This is a genomic window from Nocardia sp. NPDC059240 (assembly GCF_042753865.1).
GTDB lineage: Bacteria > Actinomycetota > Actinomycetes > Mycobacteriales > Mycobacteriaceae > Nocardia.
Genome location: NZ_JBHZAC010000007.1, coordinates 419,896 through 442,486, shown reverse-complemented (window position 1 = coordinate 442,486; position 22,591 = coordinate 419,896). Strand labels below are relative to the sequence as shown.

The window sequence follows — 22,591 nt, the reverse complement described above, 5'->3', positions numbered from 1 at the left end:
CCTAGGCGGCCTTGCCGGAGCGGATCGGCTCCGAGCGGTAACGCGAGGCCTGGCCGTCGATGCCGAACAGCTTCCAGACCTGCTTGGAGATCGGGTTCATCAGGCCGATGTCCTTGGCCAGCGCGCGCACATCGATGAAGTAGTCGCTGAAGACCTTCTTGGCGTCCTTGGAGCCGTAGAACAGCTCCTTGCGCACCGAGTCCGGAATGTCGAACTCCTGGAAGAACTTCTTCGGCGGCGTCGCGATGGAGCGGCCCAGGATGAACATGACGATCGGCATGGCGATCGAGAGCACGAAGCGGTTGCCCACGTTGCCCTCGGGCACATGCTGCTTGAGGAACTCGTGCGCGAAGGAGATGTGGCGCGCCTCCTCGGCGACGTGAATCGACATGACGCCGCGCATGATCGGGTGCACCTCCTCACCCGAGCGCAGGATCTGCTTCTGGATGTGGTCGATCGGCTCCTCGCCGGCGAGCACGGCCATGAAGAACAGATTGGGGAACATGATCGCGATCGGAACCCCGAGCAGACGGAACTGCTTGACCAGCGGGCCCATGCCGGGCACGTCCGCGCCGATCCGGTTCACCATCTCCTGGAACATCAGGGTGTGGTTGAGCTCTTCGGACATCTCGTGGGTGCAGTACCGGAATTCCGGGTCACCGTTGGCGAGACCGAAGGTGTGGTTGACCATGCCGCTGATCAGGATGGACTCGAACTGCAGGCCGACCTTGGCGATATTGGCCTGGCGGTACTTGCCGAGCGCGATCTGCTGTTCCACCGGGAGCGACTGGTACCACTCGTGGCGGCCGAGCGGGTCCGCGGACTCCGGCAGGATCCAGCGCTCGGGACGAGCATCGGCGTCGAAGTCCGGATTGTCCCAGTCGATGTCCTCGTAGGGGTCGAAGTGCTTGTTGACCGACCCTTCCGAAAGCAGGAGCAGCTTGTTGGCGTACTCCTGGGCTTCGGCAACCACGGGGTCATCGATGGGCGTCGTGGTCGGAGACATCGTCGTCACCTCTCCAGGTATGGGGAGCATTTATCTGTTCCCCATAGTTACACCAAACAAGAGAGGCGTCAACAACGTGTTCGCACCATGCTTGCAGAAGTTAGCGGGACTCGGCATGTATATACACATGAACCCGCGAGTAGCAGGGCAAATGATCAGTTCAGAGGGCCGCCACTCGCACGACACGCCGGAACAACCCGGTGATCGAATGATGGCGATGGCCTGACGAATCCTGCTCGAGCAAGGCCTGCCGGGCCACCAGCGCCGCACCGTCGGCGATCGTGCGCTCCGGATCCGATGCCACCACCACCGGCCGCGCCAACTCCTTGGCCAACACCTGCGCCACCTCCGGCGGACGTGCCGCGCCACCCACCACCAGGATCCGATCCACATCGGCCATGGTCACATCCGCGATGCGCAGGCATTTGTAGACCAGTGCCAGCGAGCGGCGAATGTGCTCGCTGCGCAACTCACCCGAATCCGCGTCCGAGAGCCCGCGCGGCACCACCTGTGAACCCGAGGTGCGCCGCAACTTGCGAGCCACCAGGTCGCCGAAGGCCCGGCCGCCGTACTCGACCGAATGCAGCGGCAACCCGACCACCGGATTACTGGGCGCGCCCATGCCCACCCGCAGCAGCGTGATGTCCAGCCCGGACCCACCGAGGTCGTAGACCAACGCCAAACCCGGTGTGAGCGGCCCACGTTCGGCGGCCAGCCAGGTGGCGGCGGCGATCGGCTCGGCCACCAGCGTGGCACGCGCCAGCCCGACCCCGTCGAGCGCGGAACGCAGATCGGCGACCAGATTGGCGGAGTAGCCGGCCGGATGCGTCACCGCGATACCGGTGTCCCCGCTGTCCAGCGGTTCGGCCGGGGGTTTCCCCAGCACCTCGGTCACCACGCTGAACGCCACCGTCGCCACCAGATCCGCCGCCGAGAGCGCACGATGCCCGACCCGCGCGACGGGAGCCCCGCGCTGCGTGAGATCGGCGAATTCGGTGATCACGCGCCCGTGCCGGGGAATGCGCCCGACCCGTGCGGTACCGGAACTGTCGAAGGTGAGGGTGGTGCGCCACGTCGTGGGCGGGGGCTGGGCTCCGCGGCGGCCGGGCGGATGTTTTCCGGATCGATCGGCCGCTGTCGAGCAGACCGTATTCACCGTGCCGATAGACAAACCCACGCCGAACGCCATCATCCACCTCGATCTGTCGAGCCGTAATTGCCAGCGCGTCTGACCCGACCCGAATTCATGCAACTCCTGCGCCGGATGCTTGCCAACCACCGGACACGAAGTTGTCCGCACGTGCGCCGCATTGCCGCGACAACCTTGCTGTCCAGGCAGGCGGCGGTGGTTCGGGGCCGCGCGTTTCGCGTTCGCGAAAAGTTTGCCCGTCTTCGTCGGTTCGCCGGATATGGGACAGAAGGTGCCGAACGGTTCGCATGTGGTGGGTGCAACGAAAAACGCCCCCGCCCTGGATGATCCAGAGCGGGGGCGAGCTGTCGCGAACCGGCGGAACTACTTCGTGGCGGGCGTGGCCAGCATGTTCGTGCTCAACACCGACACCACGCTGTAGGCGAGGTTGAGCAGATCCGCACTGACACCGGTATTGCCCAGCAGCATCTTGGCCAGCGGACCGAAGAACTTGATGGCCGACTGCACCAGCGTGCTCATGGTGTCCACATCCAGGCCGCCACCGTCGGACTTCGACTTCGGCGACGGTGCCTGCGCACCCGGCGTCTGCGCACCCGGATTCGCCTGCGCGCCAGGGCTGGCCGGGGCCGGAGTCTGCGCGCCGCCCTGAGTGCCGGGTGCTTGCCGTTTCGGTCCACGCGGATCCGCCACCGGCTTCACCGCCGGGGCGGCGGGCACCGTCGGCTGGATCTGCACCTGCGGTGCGGGCGGAGTCTGGGCTTGCGGCGCGGGCGACTGAGCCTGCGGTGCGGCCCCGGCCCCCTGCTGTGCCAGACCCAGGAACGTATCGGCCAACTGCTGGAAGGCATCGAGTCCACCCGGCAGGGCCGGTTCACCCGGCTGCTGTGCCGGATTCGCCTGCGCCGGAGCGGGAGCCGCCGGAGTCTGCCCCGGCTGCGCGGGAGCCTGACCCGGCACCGCCGGAGTCTGCGCGGACTGCCCGGGCGTCTGCGCCTGCGGTTGTACCTGCGGCACCTGCGCCGGAGCCACCGGGCGCGGGGTCTCCGCCGGGGCCGGAACCTGCGCCTGCGGAGCCACCGGCTGCGGCGTCTCCACCGGTGCCGGAGCCTGCGCCTGCGGTACCTGCGCCTGGGCGGGCTGCGCCGGAATCGGCTGTCCCGGTTGCGTTCCCGGGGCGGTCGCCTGCTCGGCGTCGGCGGGAACCGGCACCCCGAGCAGATACGACGCGATACCGGTGACGATGGTGACCGCGTGCTTGAGCTGTCCCTCCGGGGTTTCCAGCTGCGCCGCGTCCTCCGCGTTCGCGCCATTGCCCATTTCGAGGAACACGTCCGGCACGGTGGTGAGCGCGGGACCGGCGATATCGGCGCGGGTCTGCAGTCCGTCGACCGCGCCGTTGTAACCGGCGACCTGATATCCGGCCTGCACGTAGGCATCCCGCATGGCCTTCGAGGCGTCCAGTCCCTTACCGGACTGCACCTCGCTGACCTTGGCGTCGGGCACCGGCAGCTGCGGCACGATGAGGTGGAATCCGCGCCCGGAGGCGGGCCCGCTGTCAGCGTGAATGCTCAGCGCGACATCCGCGCCGGAGGCATTGGCGGCCTGCGCGCGTTCGTCGACGCAGCCACCCCAGCCGGTGTCGTCCGGCCGGCTCATGACCACGTGCGCGCCGAGTCCCTCCAGCGAGGTGCGGACCAGCTGCGCGACATTCCAGTTGATGGTGTGCTCGGCGACGCCGTGCAGGCTGGTCATGCCGGTGGTCTGGCACGCCTTGGTGCCACCGCGGCCATCACTGACCTGCTTGTTCTCGTCCTGAGTGTGATTGGGGCCCTGATGGCCCGGGTCCAGGAAGATGGTCTTCCCGGCGAGCTTCTGTGGCAGCTCGGGCAGAGCGGGTGCGGCCAGAGCAGCGACCGGAACGAGCCCGGCGACGGCGGTGATGGCCGCCGCGGTGACGGCGGTGCAGATTCCGGCCTTAGTGATGCTTGGCTTCATGTGCGGACGGCGCTCGGGGCGGAGCGCCCCTCCCTTCCCACTAGTAACACCAGACCCAGCAGTTCACTCTGGTCACTCTGGCAACATCAGTTACCTTCTGGCAAGCTTCGTGATGAAACCGTTACACGTGGTCAGGCGTCCAGAAACAGCTGCTCAGAGCGCTGACGGACACAGCAGGCAAACGACCACCCCGCCCACTATCCCGTAACCGGCAAGGCAGCCAGGGACGACGCGCCCGGAAAATTCCGAGCGCGGTCGCGACGTACCGTCTGGAGCGAATCGAGCCGAAATTAAGCCGGGACGACCTTGTCGCCGTCTACGCGGACCGGCTTGGAGTCGAGGGCGCGGGGGGCCGGACCGCCCGCCACCGTGCCGTCGAGGTGGTAGCTGCTGCCGTGGCAGGGGCATTTGATCAGGCCGTCGGTGACCTCGTTGACCTTGCAGCCCAGATGGGTGCAGGTGGACGAGAAGCCCTGGAATTGTCCTGCGGTGGGCTGGGTGACGACGGTGTCGCCCGCGATGACGCCGCCACCGACGGGGACGTCCTTGGTGTAGGCCAGTTCGTCGCCGTCCTTCTTGGCGTCGGCCTTGGCGGCAGTGGCATTGGGGGCGGCCGAGGCCGGCTGGTTCGAAGTGCTGCTGCAACCCGCCACGGTCAGCGCGGTGGCGGCGACCGCGGTGGCGGCCAGGGCGGTACGGCGGTCCACGGCGAAACCGCCGGGGCCCAGGATCTTCTCGGTCATCGGTAACTCCTCGCTCGGGGCCGCGCCCGGTTCGGGGCGGCCACTCTAGTTCGACGTGCGGGGAGCGCTACGGGTTCACGCGCTGACCGGCAGCCGGCGCAGGGAACGCAACGCGTAGTGCACGCGTGTTTTGACGGTTCCGACCGGGATGCCCAGGTCCGCGGCCACGTCCTGATAGGCACGATCACGCAGGATGACCTGCACGACCGCATCGCGCTGGGGCGGCGGGAGCTGCTCCAGCAGATCGGCGACCAGCATGCCGTCGGTCAGATCTTCCACGAAATCGGGGCGGGCGCAGTGGTTTTCGGTCTGCTCCCCGATCTCGTCCCAGCTGGTGTCGCCGGGACGGGAGGCCCGGAAACGGGCGGTATCGATGAGGACATTGCGTTCGATGGTGAGCAGCCAGGTGCGCACGCTGCCACGCCTCGGGTCATAGCTGGCGCAGGCACGCCACGCCCGCAGCAGGGTTTCCTGTACGGCGTGCTCGGCCAGACCCGGGTCGCCGAGGCGACTCATGGCCCGCCAGTGCAACAGGCCGCGATCGGCGGCGAGCACGGCCGCCAGGCCCGCCTCGGTACACAACCGGGCACAATCGCCGGTACATCCGGTCGCGACCGGGCGAAGTCTCTCCATGCCTTGAATATCGTTTCGGAGGCCGAAAGAGCATCGCCCGCGATTGTTCAATCGCCGAAATCCGGCGATTTCCCGAAAACAGACCGGATTTTCTGATAAACCCCTCCCCGGGAGAACGCGGGGATCACCCACACGCCGCACGACGGGAACCGTGTGGCGCAGTGAGCTGCTCAGGGAGGAAAAATCGTGCGTGCAGGCGCATTCTTGGCCGCGGGAACATTCGCCTCGGTAATGACCATTGCCGCATCCGGAATCGCGGCGGCCGAACCCGCCACGGATATCACGGTAGACGGGACCTATCTGGTCAATGTGGATATCAAACCGGGCACATACATAGGTGACGGGACACCTGATCCAGCCGCAGGTGGCTGCTTCTGGCGGCGACTGTGGAAAATTCAGACACCACAGGACTATCCGGATCCGAACTACTACATCATCGCCAGCGACTTCGTCCGGTCGAAGCCGGTCGTGGTGGAGATCAAGGCGACCGACGTCGGGTTCTCGACCGTGAACTGTGGGGCGTGGCATCTGCAACCGGCACAGCCGAACACGGGCTCCGCCGGGTAATCGTCCCGACTCTGGGGGTCTCAGGGGCTTCCCCTGAAACCCCTTTCACAAGCGAGGGCCAAGGCAACAACGCGGTTAGGGTGGCGAGATGAGCAGGCAGAAGATTCTCATCACCGGTGCCAGTTCCGGATTGGGTGCGGGCATGGCCCGCGAATTCGCGCGGCGCGGACGAGATCTCGCGCTGTGTGCCCGCCGGGTCTCGAATCTCGAGGAACTGCGCGACGAGCTGCTGGCCGCGCACCCCGGCATCACCGTCGCGGTGCGCGGGCTCGACGTCGACGACCATGCGGCCATCCCGAAGGTCTTCGAGGAACTGGCCGCCGAACTCGGCGGGCTGGACCGGGTCATCGTCAATGCCGGGATCGGCAAGGGCGCACGCATCGGCACCGGCCGCGCCGACGCGAATCTCGCCACCGCCACCACCAATTTCGTGAGCGCGCTGGCACAGACCGAGGCCGCGATGAGCATCTTCCGGCAGCAGCACGCCGGACACCTGGTGCTCATCTCATCCATGAGCGCGGTCCGCGGACTACCCGGCAAGAAGGCCGCCTACGCCGCCAGCAAGGCGGGCGTCACCGCACTGGGCGAGGGCCTGGCCATCGAACTGCGCGGCACCCCGATCAAGGTGACAACCGTCCAACCGGGCTTCATCGCCACCGATATGGCCGCCAAGGCCGGGGACGCCAAGCTCGTCGCCCCGCTCGACAAGGGCGTCGACTCGATGGTCGCCGCCATCGAACGCGAAGCCGTCCGCGCCTCGGTCCCCGAATGGCCGTGGCGCGCGCTCGCATTGGTGATGCCGCTGCTGCCGCGCGCGATCGTGGCACGCATCGGCTGACCGACCGCTAGCATCGCGATCATGGCGAAGTTCACCACGTGGGACGGGTTGGAGCTCAACTACACCGTGTGGGAGGGCGAGGGCGTTCCGGTGGTGTTGCAGCACGGGATCGTGGCCGACACCAATGCGAATTGGATGAGCGTGGGTGTGGTGGCGGCGCTGCGGCGGGCTGGGCGGCACATCATCTCGCTGGATGCGCGGGGGCACGGGCGGTCGGAGAAGCCGCATGATGCGGCTCGCTATTCGTGGCAGTTCATGGCCGATGATGTGCGGGCGTTGTTCGACGAGCTGGGGCTGGATCGGGTTGCGCTGGTTGGCTATTCGATGGGCGGGATCATTTCGCTGCTGGTCGCGAGCGCCGACAAGCGGGTGGAGCGGCTCGTCATCGGCGGCATCGGCTGCGGGGTGGTGGACTGCGGCGGCATCGACTGGCGGGTCATCCAGGCCGCGGACATCGTGACCGCGATGACGGGCGATGGCAGTGACGCCGCACCGCAGGCCCGGATGTTCCGCACCCTCGCCGACGCGCTGGGCGCCGACCGCGAGGCCATTGCGGAGGTCGCCGCCGGAATCAACGAGGCTCCGATCGAAAACCTTTCCGCCATCACGATTCCGACCCTGGTGCTGGCGGGCGACGCCGACCCGTTCGCGGCCGAACCCGAACGTCTCGCCGCCGCCCTGCCGGACGGCCGGTGCGTCGTCGTCAAGGGCGATCACCTCGCCGCCGTCGCCGACCCGGCCTTCTCTACCGCGCTTGTCGACTTCCTGGCGTGAGAAACTCACGGCGCTTCATGGCTTTTCCCGTGAGAGTTGGTCAGTGTTGCTTGCGGTGCGGGACGAACTCGAGGGTGAGCAGCGCGGCCGCCACGATCAGCACCTCGCGCCAGCGCAGCAGGACGTAGCGCTGATCGCTGAAAGAGTTGAACTTGCGCAGGAATCGGTATAGCGATTCCAGCCGGATCAACGGATCCCCAGCTCGCACTGCCAGATACACCGTCTGCATGGTCCGCGACCGCTGCTTGTCGGCGAAGATCTCCGGAAAAGCCGCGAACGCCAGCGAGATTCGCTTGATGCCGCGCTCGCGCGCGTACTCGGTCAGGTCGACGATCATGCGTTCGTCGAGGCCGTTGGGTGCATCGTGCCGCCGCCACGGCACGTCCAGGCTCAGTTCCTGCCCGTTGCCGGACACGCCGTAGCGCTGGAATCCCACCACCCGGCCGTCGGCGTCGCGCGCCAGCACCACCAGCATGCCGGGGTGCCGCCCGTCGAGCAGGTGGTCGAGGATCATGGAGAAGCCGCGGGTCTGTCGCCCGTGTCCCCATTCGTCGACGATGGCCAGCAGGGTTTCGCGCAGGGGTTCGGTGAGCGCGACCTCGGGCAGGATCTCGGTGGTCACACCGAAGTTGCGGGTCCGGCTCACCGCCTGGCGCAGATTGCGGAATTTGCGTCCGGCCATGTCGAATCCGCCGACCTCGACCACGACGTCGCGGCCGATGGCGATGGCACGCAGCCCGCGATGATCGACCGCCCGCCGCTGCCAGATCTGGGTGACCGCCGGGCTCGCCCCGAGCACCGCGATCTTCCAGCCGTGGCTGCCCGCGAAAAGCGAGAATTCGGTGAGCAATTCGGGGAACCGGTCGGCCTCGCCGATGGGATCGCCCGCGACGACGGCGATTCCGAAGCGGGCCCGGTAGGCGATGGCCGCGGAACCGTCGGCATTGAAGAAGTAGCTCTTGGAGGAGTGCAGTGCGAAGGGCGCCAAGGGATCTCCCTGACTGCGCCGCACCAGCTCGGCCACCCGCGGCAGTTGTTCGGGCTGCGGTTTGCTGCCCTGCGGCAGCACCAGGATCGCGCCGCTGACCGCGAGGAAGACGAAGCCGACGGCGGGATGTTCGGTCCGGTAGGCGAAGTTCGAGATCACCAGGGTGGCCGCGGCCCCCGTGAGATGCGGCAGGGTGATGGGTCGTCGCAGGTAGAGGCCGCGCGCCACGAACAGTCCGGCGAAGGACACCGCCACGAACCAGCCGTGGTCGTCGCCCTCGCTCGAGGCTCGTTCGGCGGCCCAGACCAGGATCAGGCTGCCCAGCACCAGCGCGCCCATCAAGCCGACGCGGGTGGTGGGGCCGGCCGTGAAGGTGGTTTCCCGGTACGCGGTCATTGTCGGATTCGGTATGCGTTCCTCACGCATCTGGACCCCTCTCCTCCACGCGCGAAAGCCTTGTGGGCCCTCTCCCCATGGTGATCATCCCATGACTCCTCTTCGACACACTATGCCGCAGAGACAATTCGGAGCACCTGGTTATTCCGGGCCGCCCAGCCGGGGTGAGGTCAACACGGGATCGGTAATGCCATTGTGGCAGGCCAGACCGACAGCATCCCAGCCCGCGAGACGCGAACCCGATTCGTAGGCGGACTGGAAGAAACCCAGCGCGGTGCCGACCGGATCGGCGGCGGCGCGGACATCGTCGTAGGGCAGATAAGCGCTGTGCCCGGAGCCCGACGGCACCCAGAGGGCGGTGGTCGGGCGCAGCGGCTGCTCGGCGAGTCCGGTGGGTTCGGGTGCGGTGTAGGAGTAGAAGGTCGGCGCGGGCACCTTGTCGTCGCCGAACCAGAATCCGGCGCTGATCACCTCGCGGGAATAGGCTTCCCGGGTCACGGGATCCACGCTGTCAGGCATGTCGATCTTGCGGTCGGAGAAGCGTTGCACCGCGAGATCGAAGGTGTGCCAGAACACTTGGACCGGCGAGATCTTGCCGGAGTAGGTGGCGCTGAACTGTTCGAGGATGCGGCCCACCTGGCTCTGCACCTTGAAGGCGCGTTGGGCGGCGACGGGGTCGTAGTGGTGGTGTTCCTCGTCCTCGTCGAAGGGCCGCCCGTGGTCGGGCAGGTCGAAGGGGGTGGGGTGGGCGAGCTCGACGTCGACGCCGAGATTGCGCAGGCCGTTCATGGCCTCGATGTAGAAGCTGGCCACCGACTGCCCGCCGAGCGGGATCTCCTCGCGGGTGCCGCGGTCGTTCGAGATCCGCAGCACGTGGTCGAAGAAGTCGAACTCGCAGGTGAACACGGGTCCTTCGGTGGCGGTGCCGAGGGCGACGGTGGTCCAGCCGCGCGCGGTGAGCCGGTAGGTCATGTGCCACCAGTGGTTGCGGCGAATGCCCTTGGCCAGCGCCACCTTGCCGATGATCTGGGCGTAGCGATGCAGGGTTTCCTTCGTGGGCCGCCAGGAGTCGAGCGGGATGGCGGGCAGAATTTCCTCGACCATGTGAGTCATGCTACCTAGCTATCGATTGGTTACCGGTCGGTGGCGGTGTCGGTCAGCGGTCGTCGCCGGTATGTCCGGCCAGCAATTCACTGAAGGGCCGGACCGCGCCGACGCCATTGCCGGAGCTGCGTCGACGGATCGGCTCGTCCTGCAGAAAGCCCTGCACGGCGGCCGGTTCGGCGACCACGAGCTGTGCGAGTTCGGCGGCCGCCCGGTGCACGCGCTCGGACAGTCCGGTGGATCCGAAGTCCTCGGTGGCGGCGAAGACGCCGGTCGGCACCACCACCGCCCGCAGGTAGGTGAACAGCGGCCGGAGCGCGTGATCGAGTACCAGCGAATGCCTGGCAGTCCCGGCGGTGGCGGCGATCAAGACCGGCATGCCGTTGAGCGCGTCGGTGTCGAGGACGTCGATGAACATCTTGAACAGCCCGCTGTAGCTGGCGGTGAAGACCGGCGTGACGGCGATCAGGCCGTCCGCGGCCGACACCCGCTCGCGCGCGGCCGACACTGCGGGGGTGGGCAGTCCGGTGGTCATGGTGGTGGCGAGATCGGCGGCCAGTTCCCGCAGTTCGATGACGTCGACCTCGAGGCTCTCGCCGCGCCCGCCCACCGCCGCGGTGACCGCGGCGGCGAGCTGGTCGGCGAGCAGCCGGGTGGAGGAGGGCTGTGACAGTCCGGCGGTCAGCACGACCAGCTTGCGACTCATGCTCTTCCTCAATTCTTTTCGGCGAGCACACGCTCGCGGGCGGGTTCGACCAGGTGGTGCGGGGCGTCCGGGCCGGCGGCGACCAGCGACGCGTGGGTGGGCGGATCGCTCGGCACACCGGCCGGGCGGCGCGCCTCGAACTCCTTGCGCAGCACCGGGACCACCTCGTTGCCGAGGATCTCGAGCTGCTCGAGCACCATCTCCAGCGGCAGTCCGGCGTGATCCATCAGGAATAGTTGCCGCTGGTAGTCGCCCACATTGTCGGCGAAACCGAGGGTGCGTTCGATGACCTGCTGCGGCGTGCCGACCGTCAGCGGGGTCATCTCGGTGAAGTCCTCCAGCGACGGGCCGTGTCCGTAGACGGGCGCGTTGTCGAAGTAGGGCCGGAAGATTCGCTTGGCCTGGGCCTCGGTCTCGGCCATGAAGACCTGTCCACCCAGGCCGACGATGGCCTGTTCGGCCGAACCGTGGCCGTAGTGCTCGAAGCGGCGACGGTAGAGCGTCACCATCTGCTTGGTGTGCTCCGGGTTCCAGAAGATGTTGTTGTGGAAGAAGCCGTCACCGTAGTAGGCGGCCTGCTCGGCGATCTCGGGCGTGCGGATGGAGCCGTGCCAGACGAACGGCGGGGTGCCGTCCAGGGGCGCGGGGGTGGAGGTGTAGCCCTGCAGCGGGGTGCGGAACTTGCCTTCCCAGTTGATGTTCCGTTCGCGCCACAGCCGCCGCAGCAGGTGGTAGTTCTCGATGGCGAGCGGGACGCCGTCGCGAATGTCCTTGCCGAACCAGGGGTAGACGGGTCCGGTGTTGCCGCGGCCCATCATGAGGTCGGTGCGGCCGCCGGAGAGGTGCTGCAGCATGGCGAAGTCTTCGGCGATCTTCACCGGGTCGCTGGTGGTGATCAGCGTGGTCGCGGTGGACAGGATCAGTTTGTCGGTCTGCGCGGCGATGTAGCCGAGCATGGTGGTCGGCGAGGACGGCACGAAGGGCGGGTTGTGGTGCTCGCCGGTGGCGAAGACGTCGAGTCCGACCTCTTCGGCCTTGCGGGCGATGGCGACCATGGCCTGGATGCGCTCGGCCTCGGTGGGGGTGCGGCCGGTGGTGGGGTCCATCGTCACGTCACCGACGCTGAAAATTCCGAACTGCACGGGTCCTCCTCGAGTCACTGCCATGTTTGGTGGATATGGCAACCAGTTGAACCTAGGTGCCCACTCGGGTATTCCGGGCGTGATTCGCGCCACTCGACGCCATACCGAGCGACCCACCGCGACGCGACCGAATTCCGGCGGCACCTGCCCGTTCATACTCGCGAGTACGGCGAAGTACCCGCAAACTCTCTGCGGGTAGAGCGAAACGCTCAGTAGTGCAAGATCTTTCGAAGTATCCTGAATATTCCCCGCGCAACGCCGGAGATGTCGAGCATGGACAGGGGGTAGATCCGATGACGGACAACACCGTCGGCACGGCCTATGCCGTCGTCGTGACCGCAGTCGCCGATCCGATGCAGGTGGAGGGCCTGGAGTGGGATCATGCGGTGGAATACCTGCCCAGCATCGACTCCCACGCCATGCGGAAGTGGGTGCGCGCCCAGGAATCCGAGCCGGGGGCCCGGCACGGGGTGGTGATTCCCGGTCCGCATCGGCGGGTCGTTCCCCGTCAGCCCTATCGCGAAGTCTGTGTTCCCTCAGCCGAATACCAGCTGTTCAGTGCGGCGGTCCGGACCAATCGGCGGCGGGCGCTCGCGACCACGTGCGCGGAAGAGGAAGCACGCCAGCGAGATCGCGTGTTGTCCACCACCCGCTGAACGAACGACCCACTGAACGAACGAATGCCCGGCGCGAGGGGTCTCGCCGGGCATTCGTGAGGCCGAGGCCTCCTGGAGTAAGTCGGGACAGGTGACCGGCGCGATGGCGGATCGGATATCGCCCTTAGGTGGACGATTCATCATCATCTGGAATGAAGGTGAATCCCGCCGTGCCCGGTTCAGTTCCCGTACCTCATTCAATCCCCTCTCCCGTTGCGACGCAACCGATTTAACCGCCTCAGCCCAGTGTCGGCGCGGCGCTGGTTCTAATGAACCGCGAACAGGGAGGCGTAGATCGGGCGGTCGTGCTCGGTGACCACCTGACCGGCGAGCTGCGCACCGGTGAGGGTGTGCAGGCGCAGATCCAGGTACCGCTCCTGCTCGACGGTGTTCATCGCGGTGTCCGCGGGCATCCACGAACCCAGTCGCTCGATGTGGTGCTCGCGGGAGCGTGTCAGTTCGGCGCGCAGTTCCGCGAGGTCCCGCACCGCGAACGACTCGGGTTCCGGACGTGGGGGCTCGGCTCGCCAGGCGGCGACGCCGTAGGCGAAACACACCAGGGGCATCCACATTTCGGCGAAGAAGCGGGGGTCCGGTGCAATCTCCAGACCCGCGAACTTCTCGCCGACGAAGAACAGCGCGCCCAGCTGGCCGGGCAGCAGTTCGAGTCGGCTGCGGAACTGGGTCAGCACCGCACGCTTACGCGTCAGGATCTGCTCGAGGTGCCCACGTGCCGGCAGCCCGTACCGGCCGTTGACGGTCGAAATGTCCTGCCACAGCTTGGAATACCCCGGCTTCCCGCGCAGCGCGAGCGCCTTCGCCCGCAACTCCACCGGCAGCACGAAGAACCACTGATCGCGCCCCTGCAGGTACCCGCCCTGTGCCGCCTGCACACAGCAGGCGTCCTCGAACAGCCGAGTCTCCCCCGCGCCCATCAGCGCCGCCGAGCAGAGCGCATGATTCTGCGCCCCCTCCTGGATGTACCCGATGTGCAGCGGCACGATGGCCACCCCGGACGGCGCACCATTGTGCAGCTCGACATTGCCGTATCCGACAACGCGATTCAGCTTCAGCCCCGAGCGCGGCGGCACGATCCCGGGCCGCTCTGGCCCGTGAACCGGCACCATGGTCAGCGCCCCCGCCACCTGCGGCAGGCCCAGCCGGTACCCGGTCAGGTCGACCGCCGCGCGGACGAGAGTATCGAGACGAGTCATGACAAAGCTCCTAACCGATCGCGCCGACCGGGGTACGCGCGAGGGTGTCGAGATGAGTAATCAGGCGGCGCTCGAACCAGATCGGGCCCCCGAGCCGGACGATGGCGTCGAGTGCGGAAACGAGTCGGGTCATCGGGTTGCTCCTTCCGGTCGGGCGTCGAGGTAGCGGTGGGTGGCGGTGCGGATCCAGTCCGCGCCGCCCGGGGTGCGGGCGAACAGCCAGGGCAGCAGGGGGGCGAAATCGTCCTGGTGCCAGAAGGCCGTATGGGGCAGGGCCGGTGCCGGGTCGCGCAGGGTGCGATCATCGCTGCCGGTGAACAGGGCCTGGCACAGCACGATCGGGGTGCTGATGCCGATCGACGGCAGCGTTGCCGCGACCCGGGCCAGGTCCCCCGGCAGCTGGTTCTCGTAGCCGTCGGTCACGACGACCACCAGGTCCGGCGAGCCGAGCGCCGTGGAATTCAGTGGTACTACACCGACTTCCAGCGCGTCGAGTACGCCGCCGGCCAGATCGGTGGCGGACGTCTGAGCAGCGCCGACCTCGATCACGGTGAGCTGGGTGCACACCTCGGCCAGGGTCAGGCGCAGGGCCTCCGCCTGGGAGAGCAGCGCCCATTCGCGGTCGCCGTAGCCGCGCATGGACTCCGAAGTGTCGAGAACCAGCGCGATATGGCCGTTCAGGCGCGGCAGGCCACGAACCGTGTCCGCCACGTACCCGGCGAGGGCGGGACCCAATTCGCCTGCGGGACCGCCTCGGTAGAGGTGGACCAGGGTGGCGGCGATATCCCCGCGGTTGGTGACGGTGACGATCGGCTCGCGTTCACGGATCGGCTCCAGCGGGGCGATGGGCTCGGTGAGCACCGGGACGCCGTGGGTGCCGGGCGCGTACAGCTGGCGGACCCGTTCCAGGGCGCGCGCTGGATTCGCGGTGAACCGCAGCAGCTTTCGGTGCAGTTCGGGCGAATCGATAGTGCCGTCGAGGATCTGTCGCAGGCAGGCGCGGGCGGTGTTCTTGCCGAGCGCGTGCTCGAGGCAGTCGCGCAGGGCGGGGCGGCGGGCGGCGATGAGGAGTTCGGCGTCCGGGTGGTCGAGTACGAAGGTCGCGATGGCGCGGGTGACGTGCTTGTGGTTGGCGCGGCGACGTCGCACGGTCAGTAGGACGGTGATCACGTCGGCTGGCGGCAGGCCGAAAAGCAGTGCGCGCGTGGCCTTGTCGAGAATCGCCCGGGTGGGTTCGGGCAGGTCGGCGCGTGAGCTGAGCAGGGTCTGCAGCAGGACGCGGGCGCGCTGGCCCGGGTGCACGCCGGGGACCAGGGCGGTCAGCACGTACCCCTCGGGGTCGGCGGCGTGGGCGGCCCGGTGGAATTCCGCGTCGTCCCACGTCACGACACCCGATCGGGACAGCGTCAGGGGTGCGCCGTGGGTGCGGAGATGGTCGAGAATTATTGCGGTGTTCACCATCGCAGTATGCGAGCGCCGCACCGGGGAAATCCATTGATTATCGGTGCGGCGCTCGCTGCCATTAATGCTGTGGCACAGTCATTCTGGAGTCAGTCCCGATCGAACAAAATGATTTGACGAACGGCCTTACCATCGGCGAGTTGATCCATTGCCGCATTGATGTCCGCGAGTCCGATGCGCGCGGAAATCAATTTCTCGACCGGCAGTCGACCTTCCCGCCACATGTTCTCGTAGCGGGGAATGTCGCGGGCGGGAACGGCGGAGCCGAGATAGCTGCCGACAATGGTGCGGGCCTCGGCCGTGATGCTCAACGGCAGCAGCGTCACGGTCGAATTCGGGCCGGGCAGACCGACGGTCACCGTCATGCCACCGGGTTCCGTTGCCGCATAGGCCGTTTCGAACGCGGCCGGGTGACCGGCGCATTCCACCACGTACCGCGCCCGCACCGACTCGGCGGCGACCTGTTCGGGCGTGTACGTCTCGCCGGCGCCCAGCTCCTCGGCCATCAACAGCTTGTCGGCCATCCGGTCGACGGCGATGATCCGCTGCACCCCAATGGCTTTCGCGACCAGCAGCGCCGCCATGCCGACCCCGCCGAGCCCGACCACCATGAGACTGTCCTCCGGTCGCGGCTGCGCCACGTTCAGCACCGCCCCGCCGCCGGTCAGCACCGCGCAGCCGAACAGCGCCGCGACCTCGGGCGGCACCGAATTGCCGACCGGCACCAGCGAGGCCCGGTCCACCACGGCGTGCGTGGCGAAACCGGAGACCCCGAGGTGATGCATCACCCGGGATCCGCCGCGCGACAGATGCCCAGCGTGATGCAGCAGTTCGCCCGCGGAATTGCTGCGGGTGCCCGCAGTGCAGGGCAGTTGCCCGTCGCGCGCGCAGGCGTCGCACTCCTCGCAGCGCGGCAGGAAACTCATGACCACCCGTTGCCCGACGAGCAGATCGGCGACCCGTTCGCCGACCGCCACCACGGTGCCCGCGGCCTCGTGGCCGAGCAGCATGGGTAGCGGGCGCGGCCGATTGCCGTCCACCACACTGAGATCCGAGTGGCACAGGCCCGCCGCCTCGATGGCGACCAGCACCTCGGTGGGTCCGGGATCGCCGAGTTCGAGTTGACACACGGTGATCGGCCGCGAGTCGGCGTAGGGCCGTTCGCGTCCGATCTCCTCCAGTACCGCGCCGCGAATGTGCATCAGATTTCGACCATCTGGTAGTCGGCGACGTACCCACCGAGGTAGCGCAGGTGGTCGGTGGAGTCACCGAGGGTGTGCTCGATGGCGGTGAGCCGGGCGGTGTAGTGCCCGACCGGGTATTCGTCGGTCATGCCGATGCCGCCGTGCAGCTGGATGGCCTCCTGCCCGATGTGCTTGGCGGAGCGACCGATTCGCAGCTTGGCACGGGAGGCGACGACCGGGTCGACGATGCCGTCGGCCAGCGACATGGACGCGTACATGCTCATGCCGCGCGCCAGTTCCAGGGAGACGTACATGTCGGCCGCACGCTGGGTGAGCGTCTGGAAGCTGCGCAGCGCCACCCCGAACTGCTTGCGGGTCTTCAGGTATTCGGCGGTGAGCCGCAGCGACTCCTCCATCGCACCGACGGCTTCGGCGCACAGCGCGGCCTGTGCCCCGGCCAGCGCGGCTTGGATGGCGGCGGAGGCATCCCCCGGCTCACCGAGCGGGACCGCCCGTGCACCGTCGAATTCGATGTCCGCGCCGCGCAGCCCGTCATGGGTGGCGTACGCGCTGCGCCGCACACCCGGGTCGGCCGCATCGACCAGGAACAGGTCGATGCCGCCTTCGACGGCGGCGCTCACGATGAGCAGATCGGCGCAATCACCGTGCGAGACCGGATGCTTGCGGCCGGTGATCCGGTAGCCGTCCTCGCCGCGCACCGCCTGGGTGGCGGTGTCGGCCGACGGCCAGCGCAGCCCCGGTTCCCCGTGGGCGAAGGCGAGTTTCAACTCGCCTTCGGCGATGCGCGGGAGCAGGTCCTTGCGCTGGGTGTCGTCGCCCACGGTCGAGATGAGCCAGCCCGGCAGCAGCGCGCAGTCGAGCACCGGTTCGGGGGCGAGCCGGCGGCCCAGTTCGGTCATGACGAGCATGGCCTCGATGGGGCCCGCGCCCATGCCGCCGTCCTCCTCGGCGAAAGTCAGTCCGAGCAAACCGATTTCGGCGAAGGTCGCCCAGATCTTGGGGTCCCAGCCGAGCTCGGTGCCGACGACTTCATTGCGCCGCTCCGGCGTGTAGCCGCGCGAGAGCACGTCACGCACGGTGTCGCGGAGCATTTCCTGTTCGGGGGTGAGATCGAAATCCATGATGCTGCCTCACAGTCCGAGGATCGTCGAGGCGATGATGCCGCGCTGCACCTCGTTGGATCCTCCGTAGATCGAAGTCTTGCGATAGTTCAGGTAAGTCGAGGTGCTGCGCCGGGCCCAGTCGGGTTTCGACTCGTCCTCGCGCGCAACGGAATCCGGCCCGGCGATGTCCACGAGCAGATCGGTGACCTCCTGCTGCAGTTCGGTGCCGCGCAGTTTGAGAATGGAGGAGACCGGGTTGGGCTTGCCGTCGGCCGAGCCCGCGGCGACCCGCAGCTGCACCAATTCCAGTGCCAGCAGCTCGTTTTCGAGTTCGGCCAGCCGGGTGGCGAAGAGCTGATCGTCGAGCAGGGTCTTCTCACCCAGGCGGGTCTGCTTGGCGTATTCCTTGGCCAGCCACAGCTTCACCTTGGTCTGGCCGACGGCGGCGATGCCGGTGCGTTCGTTGCCGAGCAGGAACTTGGCATAGGTCCAGCCCTGATTCTCCTCGCCGACAAGCTGATTCGCGGGGACCCGGACGTTCTCCAGGAACACCTCGTTGACCTCGTAGCCGCCGTCGATGAGCTTGATCGGCCGCACGGTGACGCCGGGGGTGTCGAGCGGGAACAGCAGCATGGAGATGCCGGCCTGCTTCTTGGGCGCGTCCGGGTTGGTGCGCGCCAGGCAGAACATCCAGTCGGCGGACTGGGCGGCGGTGGTCCAGGTCTTCTGGCCGTTGATCACGTAGTCGTCGCCGTCACGGACCGCGACGGTGCGCAGCCCGGCCAGGTCGGAACCGGCCTCCGGCTCGGAAAAGCCCTGACACCACCAGATGTCGAGGTTGGCGGTGGCGGGCAGGAAGCGCGCCTTGAGCTCTTCGGACCCGAAGTGTGCGATGACCGGGCCGATCATATTGGTGTTGAAGGTGAGCGGTTCGGGCACCGAGGCGAGCTGCATCTCGTCGTGCCAGAGGTGGCGCTGGATCGGGGTCCAATCCTTGCCGCCCCATGCCACCGGCCAGTTCGGGGTCGCCAGTCCGTGCGCGTTGAGGATGCGCTGGGTGGTGACGATGTCGTCCTTGCTGAGTTCCTGGCCGTGCCGGTGCCGGTTGCGGATCTCGGCCGGGATTTCGCTCCGATAGAACGCGCGTAGCTCGTCGCGGAAGGCGAGCTCGTCGTCGGTGAGCGCTAGTTGCATGCGTTGACCTCCAGTTTCATCGCTACCCCCGCCATCGCCGAATATGATACACAGAGAGTTGAGTGTCTCAAATAGCCTCGTATACTCGAACCGTCCACCACCCCGAAGGGAGCCTCCGTGCCCGAGCAGGACCACCGACTGCCCGACCAGGACCGCACGCTCGGCGTCGGCGAACTCCTCGCCCGACGGCATCGCGAGGGCAGCACCCCCGGGCAGCGCACCGATTCGCATCGGCTGGCCATGGTCATCGAGGGTGGCTCCTCGCGCGGCGCGTACTCGCACGGAATGGCCATGGCCATCGAGGAATTGGGCGTGCTGCCCTGCTTCGACGCGGTATACGGGGCCTCGGCGGGCGCGCTCAACGCGGCGTGGCTGCTGTGCGGGCGCGCCATCCAGGCGCGGCGGGCCTGGAATCCCGAGGTGATCAATCGCGTGATCAACCCGACCCGGGCGCTGCGCGGCGGCAAGGTGGTCGACACCGAATACCTGGTGCACACCGTGTACGAGCGCATTGTGCCCATGGACTTTCCGGCGATCCTGGCCAATGCCGTCACCTTCCACCCCATCGCGACCGATGCGGAGACGGGTGCCGCCGTGGACCTGAATCCCGAACTCAGCGACGTGAATTCGGTGCAGACCGCACTGCGGGCCTCGACCTGCCTGCCGATCCTGGCCGGGCGGCCGGTGCCCATCGGGGCACGCCGATTCGTGGACGCCGGGCTCTCGGAATCCGTGCCGGTGCGTACGGCACTCACCCAGGGCGCGACCCGCGTCCTGGTGTTGCGCACCCGTCGCGCGGACGAAACCATGCGTCCGCCTTCGGCTCTGGAGACCCGGGTGGTGGCCCGGTTCCTGTCCCGGCACGCGCCGGGGACGGTGCAGCCGTGGCTGGCGCGGGTCGAGCGCCACCACAGTGACGAGCAGGATTTCGAGTCCGATCCGGCGGTCCTGCAGATTCGGCCGCCGCGCGAGGCCCCCGAGATCGGGCGCATCGCCCGCGATCCCGAGGTCCTGCAGACGGCGCTGGCGCTGGGACGCGCGGCCACCGCACGCACTTTGTCGGCGTATCTGGCCCCTAAGCTGTCCGCGTGACACGTGCGGAGGGAACCAGGGCCCCGGGCCGGCCTGCCTCGGCCAGCCCGGAGGATGTGCTCGGGGCCGCCATCGCGATGTTCCTTGCCGGAAATCGCCTGGACGTCAACGCTATTGCCGCCCAGCTCGGAGTCGGGCGGGCGAGCATCTACCGCTGGTTCGGCTCGCGGGACGGGCTGCTGGGCGCGGCCGTCTCGCGGCAGCTGGAGAAGACGGTCGCCCATGCCGACCGCCGCAGTCGCGGCACGGGTGGCGAGCGGCTCACCGAGGTGCTCAATCGCACCATCGATCTGCTGGTCGAGAACGACGCCCTGCGCACCTATTTCGACAATGAGTCCACCGCGGCGCTGCGCCTGATCACCCGTGGTGACGGGATCGTGCACCAGTCGGCGGTGGCGCTGGTGGAGCGGTTCATCGAGCGTGCAGAGGCCGAGGGTTACCGGCCGCCCATCGCGCGAGACACCCTGTCCTACGCCCTGGTCCGGCTGTGGGAGGCGTTCCTCTACAACGATGCCGTGGCCGGTTTCCGCGGTGATGTGGAACGCCTGCGTCAGGTGCAAACCGCGCTACTTCGCGCTTGAGGTGTCCAGCGAGCGCCGCACCCACAGGAACGTCGCCGCGATGGCGACCACCAGCAGCGGCTTGCCGAGAATCAGCGCGACCGTGCCGAGAATGACCACCTTGTTCGCCACGTACAGCGGCACCATGATCACCAGGTGCAGCATCCAGAACGCGAACCACGCCACACTCACCCTGTGGTGCAGTCGAATTCGCTGTTCCGGGTCGGCATGCTCGGCCGGTTCCAGGCCGATTCGGCGGCAGATCCAGTGCGAGAGCGGGCGACCGGTGAGCAGCGGCACCCCGAAGGCGACCGCGCCGATGGCACAGATGATCAGGTCGGGCAGGTAGAAGCCGCGACCCTCGCCGGTGATGCCGACGAACAGGGAGAACACCGCCACCGCCGCGACGCTGATGGCGACGGTCTTGACCGACTCGCCCTTCAGCATCCGGTACAGGCCGAGCCCGACGGCAATGGTGAGCGCGACCAGTACACCGGTCTTCGCGTCCGCGATGCCGTATCCGAGGAGGAAGCCGATGGCCGGGGCGGCACCGTCGAGCAGGTGTTTCGGCCCGCCCAGCGCCATGAACTTGCCCCACATCTCGGCCGCGCCCGAGCGCTGGTGATCGACCGTCGCCTTCCGGTGCTTACCCGTCTCCACGAGAACTCCTGTAGCCATGTTCCGGCCGCCTTTCCTGACGTCGACCTCGATTGATCGAGCCTTATTGCAGTCTGACTGTAATAAGTCGCCAAGATTCAGGCAATGCCTCTATGGCCCACCTCGCCCACCTCCCGAGGTGTGGCCCACGCCACGGCCCACAAGATCAGGGAGCTCAGAGCGTGGAAATCTGCCTGATTTCCCGCGTTGAGAGCTCCCTGATCTTGGAAATCAGGGGGTGGTGATGAGGGGGATGAGTTGTTCGGCGGAGGTGCGCGCGCCATGGTGGCCGATGAGGGCGGATTCCAGCGGCTCGAGAGCTGGGCGGACCAGGACGGTGTTGCCTTCGGCGACGGCGATGAGGTCGCCGATCCGGGCGGTGATCACCGGGGTCGGCGGGGTGAGGCCGAACCAGTGCTCATCGAGAGCCTGGGCGCGGGTGACGACGGTGGCATGGCCGGACAGCTCGGCCGACCAGGCGGCGTGTACCTCGGAGAGGGCGTCGGGGTGGTCGAGATAGACGTGACGGACGCGCGCCTCACCGGCGATCAACGCGACATTGCGCTGCAGTGCGGGGGCGGCGTCGAGGTCGATGCTGGTGTCCGCGTGGATCATTCCGTGATCGCCGGTGATCAGCAGGGTGCAGGTGGGGGGCAGCGAGGTGAACAGGTCGGCGACGGCCGCGTCGATCTCGCGCAGCGATTCGAGCCACTGCGGTGACTCCGGTCCGTACAGGTGGCCGTTGGCGTCGAGATTCGGGTAGTACGCGTAGGCGAAGCGCGACTGCGCACCGGAATGCTGTGCGACAGCGAGGATTCCGGCCCGCAGCTCGTCGAGCGTGGTGGCCGCGTGCAGCGTGCCCGGGGCACGGAAGGCGGCACGGGTCAGGCCCGAGGTGTACTGGTAGCCCGGGATCACATAGTGCACGTCGATCCCCTGGGCCGCGAGATCTTCCAGCCGACTCGATTGTGTCTGCACGGATTCCGGCGGATAGACGTCACGAGCGTCGGGCCCGCTTGCCGAATCCAACGTCCAGCGTAGGGAATTCAGCAGGCGCGGATGGTTTCCATCGGGCAGGGCGAAGGTGTATCCGACGATGCCGTGGGTGGCGCAGGGTGCGCCGAGGGCGAGGCTGGTGAGGCTGGTCGCGGTGGTGGCGGGGAAGCCCGCGAGGAGTGTCGCGTTCACGTGCGCGGCCAGAGTCGGTGCGCTGTCGCGGTGGCGGGCAAGCAGTTCCGCGCCGAGGCCGTCGATGAGCAGCACCACCACGTCCCGATTCGGCGTGAGGCCCAGCGGATTGCGCTGGTCGAGTCCGAAGGAGGCGGCGACGGACGGCAGGATGTCGGCGAGCGTGTGCGGCGTCGCGCCGGATGATGCACTGACCATTCGTCCGACTCTATTGACCGC

Annotated in this window: 23 protein-coding genes; 6 read left to right on the top strand and 17 right to left on the bottom strand. The window is 67.7% G+C overall.

Annotated elements, in window-relative coordinates; genetic code table 11:
- Position 1: 1 nt before the first annotated feature.
- The 5 genes from ACFXHA_RS27180 to ACFXHA_RS27160 form a co-directional block, all read right to left on the bottom strand.
- Positions 2–1,006 carry a diiron oxygenase gene (locus tag ACFXHA_RS27180; protein ID WP_379361504.1) on the bottom strand — a complete coding sequence of 335 codons (1,005 nt, stop codon included), beginning with the start codon at positions 1,004–1,006 and terminating at the stop codon, positions 2–4.
- 160 nt (positions 1,007–1,166) lie between these two features.
- Entirely contained in the window at positions 1,167–2,183 is a 1,017-nt protein-coding gene (locus ACFXHA_RS27175) for an Hsp70 family protein (RefSeq protein WP_379361502.1), read from the bottom strand.
- A gap of 336 nt (positions 2,184–2,519) precedes the next feature.
- A complete protein-coding gene (locus ACFXHA_RS27170) occupies positions 2,520–4,151 on the bottom strand; it encodes an N-acetylmuramoyl-L-alanine amidase (RefSeq protein WP_379361500.1) in 1,632 nt (543 codons plus the stop codon).
- A gap of 290 nt (positions 4,152–4,441) precedes the next feature.
- Positions 4,442–4,894 carry a ubiquinol-cytochrome c reductase iron-sulfur subunit gene (locus tag ACFXHA_RS27165; protein ID WP_379361498.1) on the bottom strand — a complete coding sequence of 151 codons (453 nt, stop codon included), beginning with the start codon at positions 4,892–4,894 and terminating at the stop codon, positions 4,442–4,444.
- Between the two features lie 75 nt (positions 4,895–4,969).
- Positions 4,970–5,527: a sigma-70 family RNA polymerase sigma factor gene (locus ACFXHA_RS27160; RefSeq protein ID WP_379361496.1), complete on the bottom strand. Its 558-nt coding sequence runs from the start codon at positions 5,525–5,527 to the stop codon at positions 4,970–4,972.
- A gap of 186 nt (positions 5,528–5,713) precedes the next feature.
- Here ACFXHA_RS27160 and ACFXHA_RS27155 point away from each other — a divergent pair, with 186 nt between their 5' ends.
- From ACFXHA_RS27155 to ACFXHA_RS27145, 3 genes are all read left to right on the top strand, one after another.
- A complete protein-coding gene (locus tag ACFXHA_RS27155; RefSeq protein WP_379361494.1) occupies positions 5,714–6,094 on the top strand; it encodes a hypothetical protein in 381 nt (126 codons plus the stop codon).
- A gap of 88 nt (positions 6,095–6,182) precedes the next feature.
- On the top strand, positions 6,183–6,932 hold the full coding sequence (locus ACFXHA_RS27150) for an SDR family oxidoreductase (protein WP_379361492.1): 750 nt from the start codon (positions 6,183–6,185) through the stop codon (positions 6,930–6,932).
- Positions 6,933–6,953: 21 nt separating this feature from the next.
- On the top strand, positions 6,954–7,706 hold the full coding sequence (locus tag ACFXHA_RS27145; RefSeq protein ID WP_379361490.1) for an alpha/beta fold hydrolase: 753 nt from the start codon (positions 6,954–6,956) through the stop codon (positions 7,704–7,706).
- Positions 7,707–7,746: 40 nt separating this feature from the next.
- On the opposite strand, the gene ACFXHA_RS27140 is transcribed toward ACFXHA_RS27145, so the two are convergent.
- The 4 genes from ACFXHA_RS27140 to ACFXHA_RS27125 form a co-directional block, all read right to left on the bottom strand.
- Positions 7,747–9,090, bottom strand: a complete 1,344-nt coding sequence (locus ACFXHA_RS27140; protein ID WP_379361488.1) for a bifunctional lysylphosphatidylglycerol flippase/synthetase MprF — start codon at positions 9,088–9,090, stop codon at positions 7,747–7,749.
- Positions 9,091–9,231: 141 nt separating this feature from the next.
- Positions 9,232–10,194: a DUF5996 family protein gene (locus ACFXHA_RS27135; RefSeq protein ID WP_379361487.1), complete on the bottom strand. Its 963-nt coding sequence runs from the start codon at positions 10,192–10,194 to the stop codon at positions 9,232–9,234.
- Between the two features lie 52 nt (positions 10,195–10,246).
- On the bottom strand, positions 10,247–10,900 hold the full coding sequence (locus ACFXHA_RS27130; RefSeq protein ID WP_379361485.1) for an FMN reductase: 654 nt from the start codon (positions 10,898–10,900) through the stop codon (positions 10,247–10,249).
- Between the two features lie 8 nt (positions 10,901–10,908).
- The gene (locus tag ACFXHA_RS27125) at positions 10,909–12,042 is read right to left on the bottom strand and encodes an LLM class flavin-dependent oxidoreductase (RefSeq protein ID WP_379361483.1); all 1,134 of its coding nucleotides are present in this window, start codon (positions 12,040–12,042) and stop codon (positions 10,909–10,911) included.
- 293 nt (positions 12,043–12,335) lie between these two features.
- On the opposite strand from ACFXHA_RS27125, the gene ACFXHA_RS27120 reads away from it, so the two are divergent.
- Positions 12,336–12,698: a hypothetical protein gene (locus tag ACFXHA_RS27120; RefSeq protein WP_379361481.1), complete on the top strand. Its 363-nt coding sequence runs from the start codon at positions 12,336–12,338 to the stop codon at positions 12,696–12,698.
- Between the two features lie 266 nt (positions 12,699–12,964).
- Here the strand turns inward: ACFXHA_RS27120 and ACFXHA_RS27115 are convergent, their stop codons facing one another.
- The 6 genes from ACFXHA_RS27115 to ACFXHA_RS27090 all read right to left on the bottom strand — a co-directional run bounded on the left by ACFXHA_RS27115 (position 12,965) and on the right by ACFXHA_RS27090 (position 18,875).
- Entirely contained in the window at positions 12,965–13,912 is a 948-nt protein-coding gene (locus tag ACFXHA_RS27115) for an ARPP-1 family domain-containing protein (RefSeq protein ID WP_379361479.1), read from the bottom strand.
- Positions 13,913–13,922: 10 nt separating this feature from the next.
- Entirely contained in the window at positions 13,923–14,045 is a 123-nt protein-coding gene (locus ACFXHA_RS27110) for a hypothetical protein (protein WP_379361477.1), read from the bottom strand.
- Positions 14,042–15,370 (bottom strand): hypothetical protein, encoded by a 1,329-nt coding sequence (locus tag ACFXHA_RS27105; RefSeq protein ID WP_379361475.1) that lies wholly within the window; start codon positions 15,368–15,370, stop codon positions 14,042–14,044. Before ACFXHA_RS27105 ends, ACFXHA_RS27110 begins: the two co-directional genes overlap by 4 nt.
- A gap of 92 nt (positions 15,371–15,462) precedes the next feature.
- On the bottom strand, positions 15,463–16,575 hold the full coding sequence (locus ACFXHA_RS27100) for an alcohol dehydrogenase catalytic domain-containing protein (protein ID WP_379361473.1): 1,113 nt from the start codon (positions 16,573–16,575) through the stop codon (positions 15,463–15,465).
- Positions 16,575–17,699, bottom strand: coding sequence for an acyl-CoA dehydrogenase family protein (locus tag ACFXHA_RS27095; protein WP_379361471.1), 1,125 nt, complete (start codon positions 17,697–17,699; stop codon positions 16,575–16,577). Before ACFXHA_RS27095 ends, ACFXHA_RS27100 begins: the two co-directional genes overlap by 1 nt.
- A gap of 9 nt (positions 17,700–17,708) precedes the next feature.
- Complete coding sequence (locus ACFXHA_RS27090; RefSeq protein ID WP_379361469.1) at positions 17,709–18,875, bottom strand: acyl-CoA dehydrogenase family protein; 1,167 nt, start codon at positions 18,873–18,875, stop codon at positions 17,709–17,711.
- 117 nt (positions 18,876–18,992) lie between these two features.
- Between ACFXHA_RS27090 and ACFXHA_RS27085 the strand changes: the two genes are divergently transcribed.
- Together ACFXHA_RS27085 and ACFXHA_RS27080 are read left to right on the top strand one after the other, a co-directional pair.
- A complete protein-coding gene (locus ACFXHA_RS27085) occupies positions 18,993–19,967 on the top strand; it encodes a patatin family protein (RefSeq protein WP_379361467.1) in 975 nt (324 codons plus the stop codon).
- Positions 19,964–20,548 carry a QsdR family transcriptional regulator gene (locus tag ACFXHA_RS27080; RefSeq protein WP_379361466.1) on the top strand — a complete coding sequence of 195 codons (585 nt, stop codon included), beginning with the start codon at positions 19,964–19,966 and terminating at the stop codon, positions 20,546–20,548. Before ACFXHA_RS27085 ends, ACFXHA_RS27080 begins: the two co-directional genes overlap by 4 nt.
- Here the strand turns inward: ACFXHA_RS27080 and ACFXHA_RS27075 are convergent.
- Both ACFXHA_RS27075 and ACFXHA_RS27070 read right to left on the bottom strand, forming a co-directional pair.
- Positions 20,534–21,205 (bottom strand): DUF3159 domain-containing protein, encoded by a 672-nt coding sequence (locus tag ACFXHA_RS27075; protein WP_379361464.1) that lies wholly within the window; start codon positions 21,203–21,205, stop codon positions 20,534–20,536. The genes ACFXHA_RS27080 and ACFXHA_RS27075 overlap by 15 nt on opposite strands.
- A 210-nt stretch (positions 21,206–21,415) precedes the next feature.
- Positions 21,416–22,570, bottom strand: a complete 1,155-nt coding sequence (locus ACFXHA_RS27070) for an alkaline phosphatase family protein (protein ID WP_379361463.1) — start codon at positions 22,568–22,570, stop codon at positions 21,416–21,418.
- Positions 22,571–22,591 lie beyond the last annotated feature (21 nt).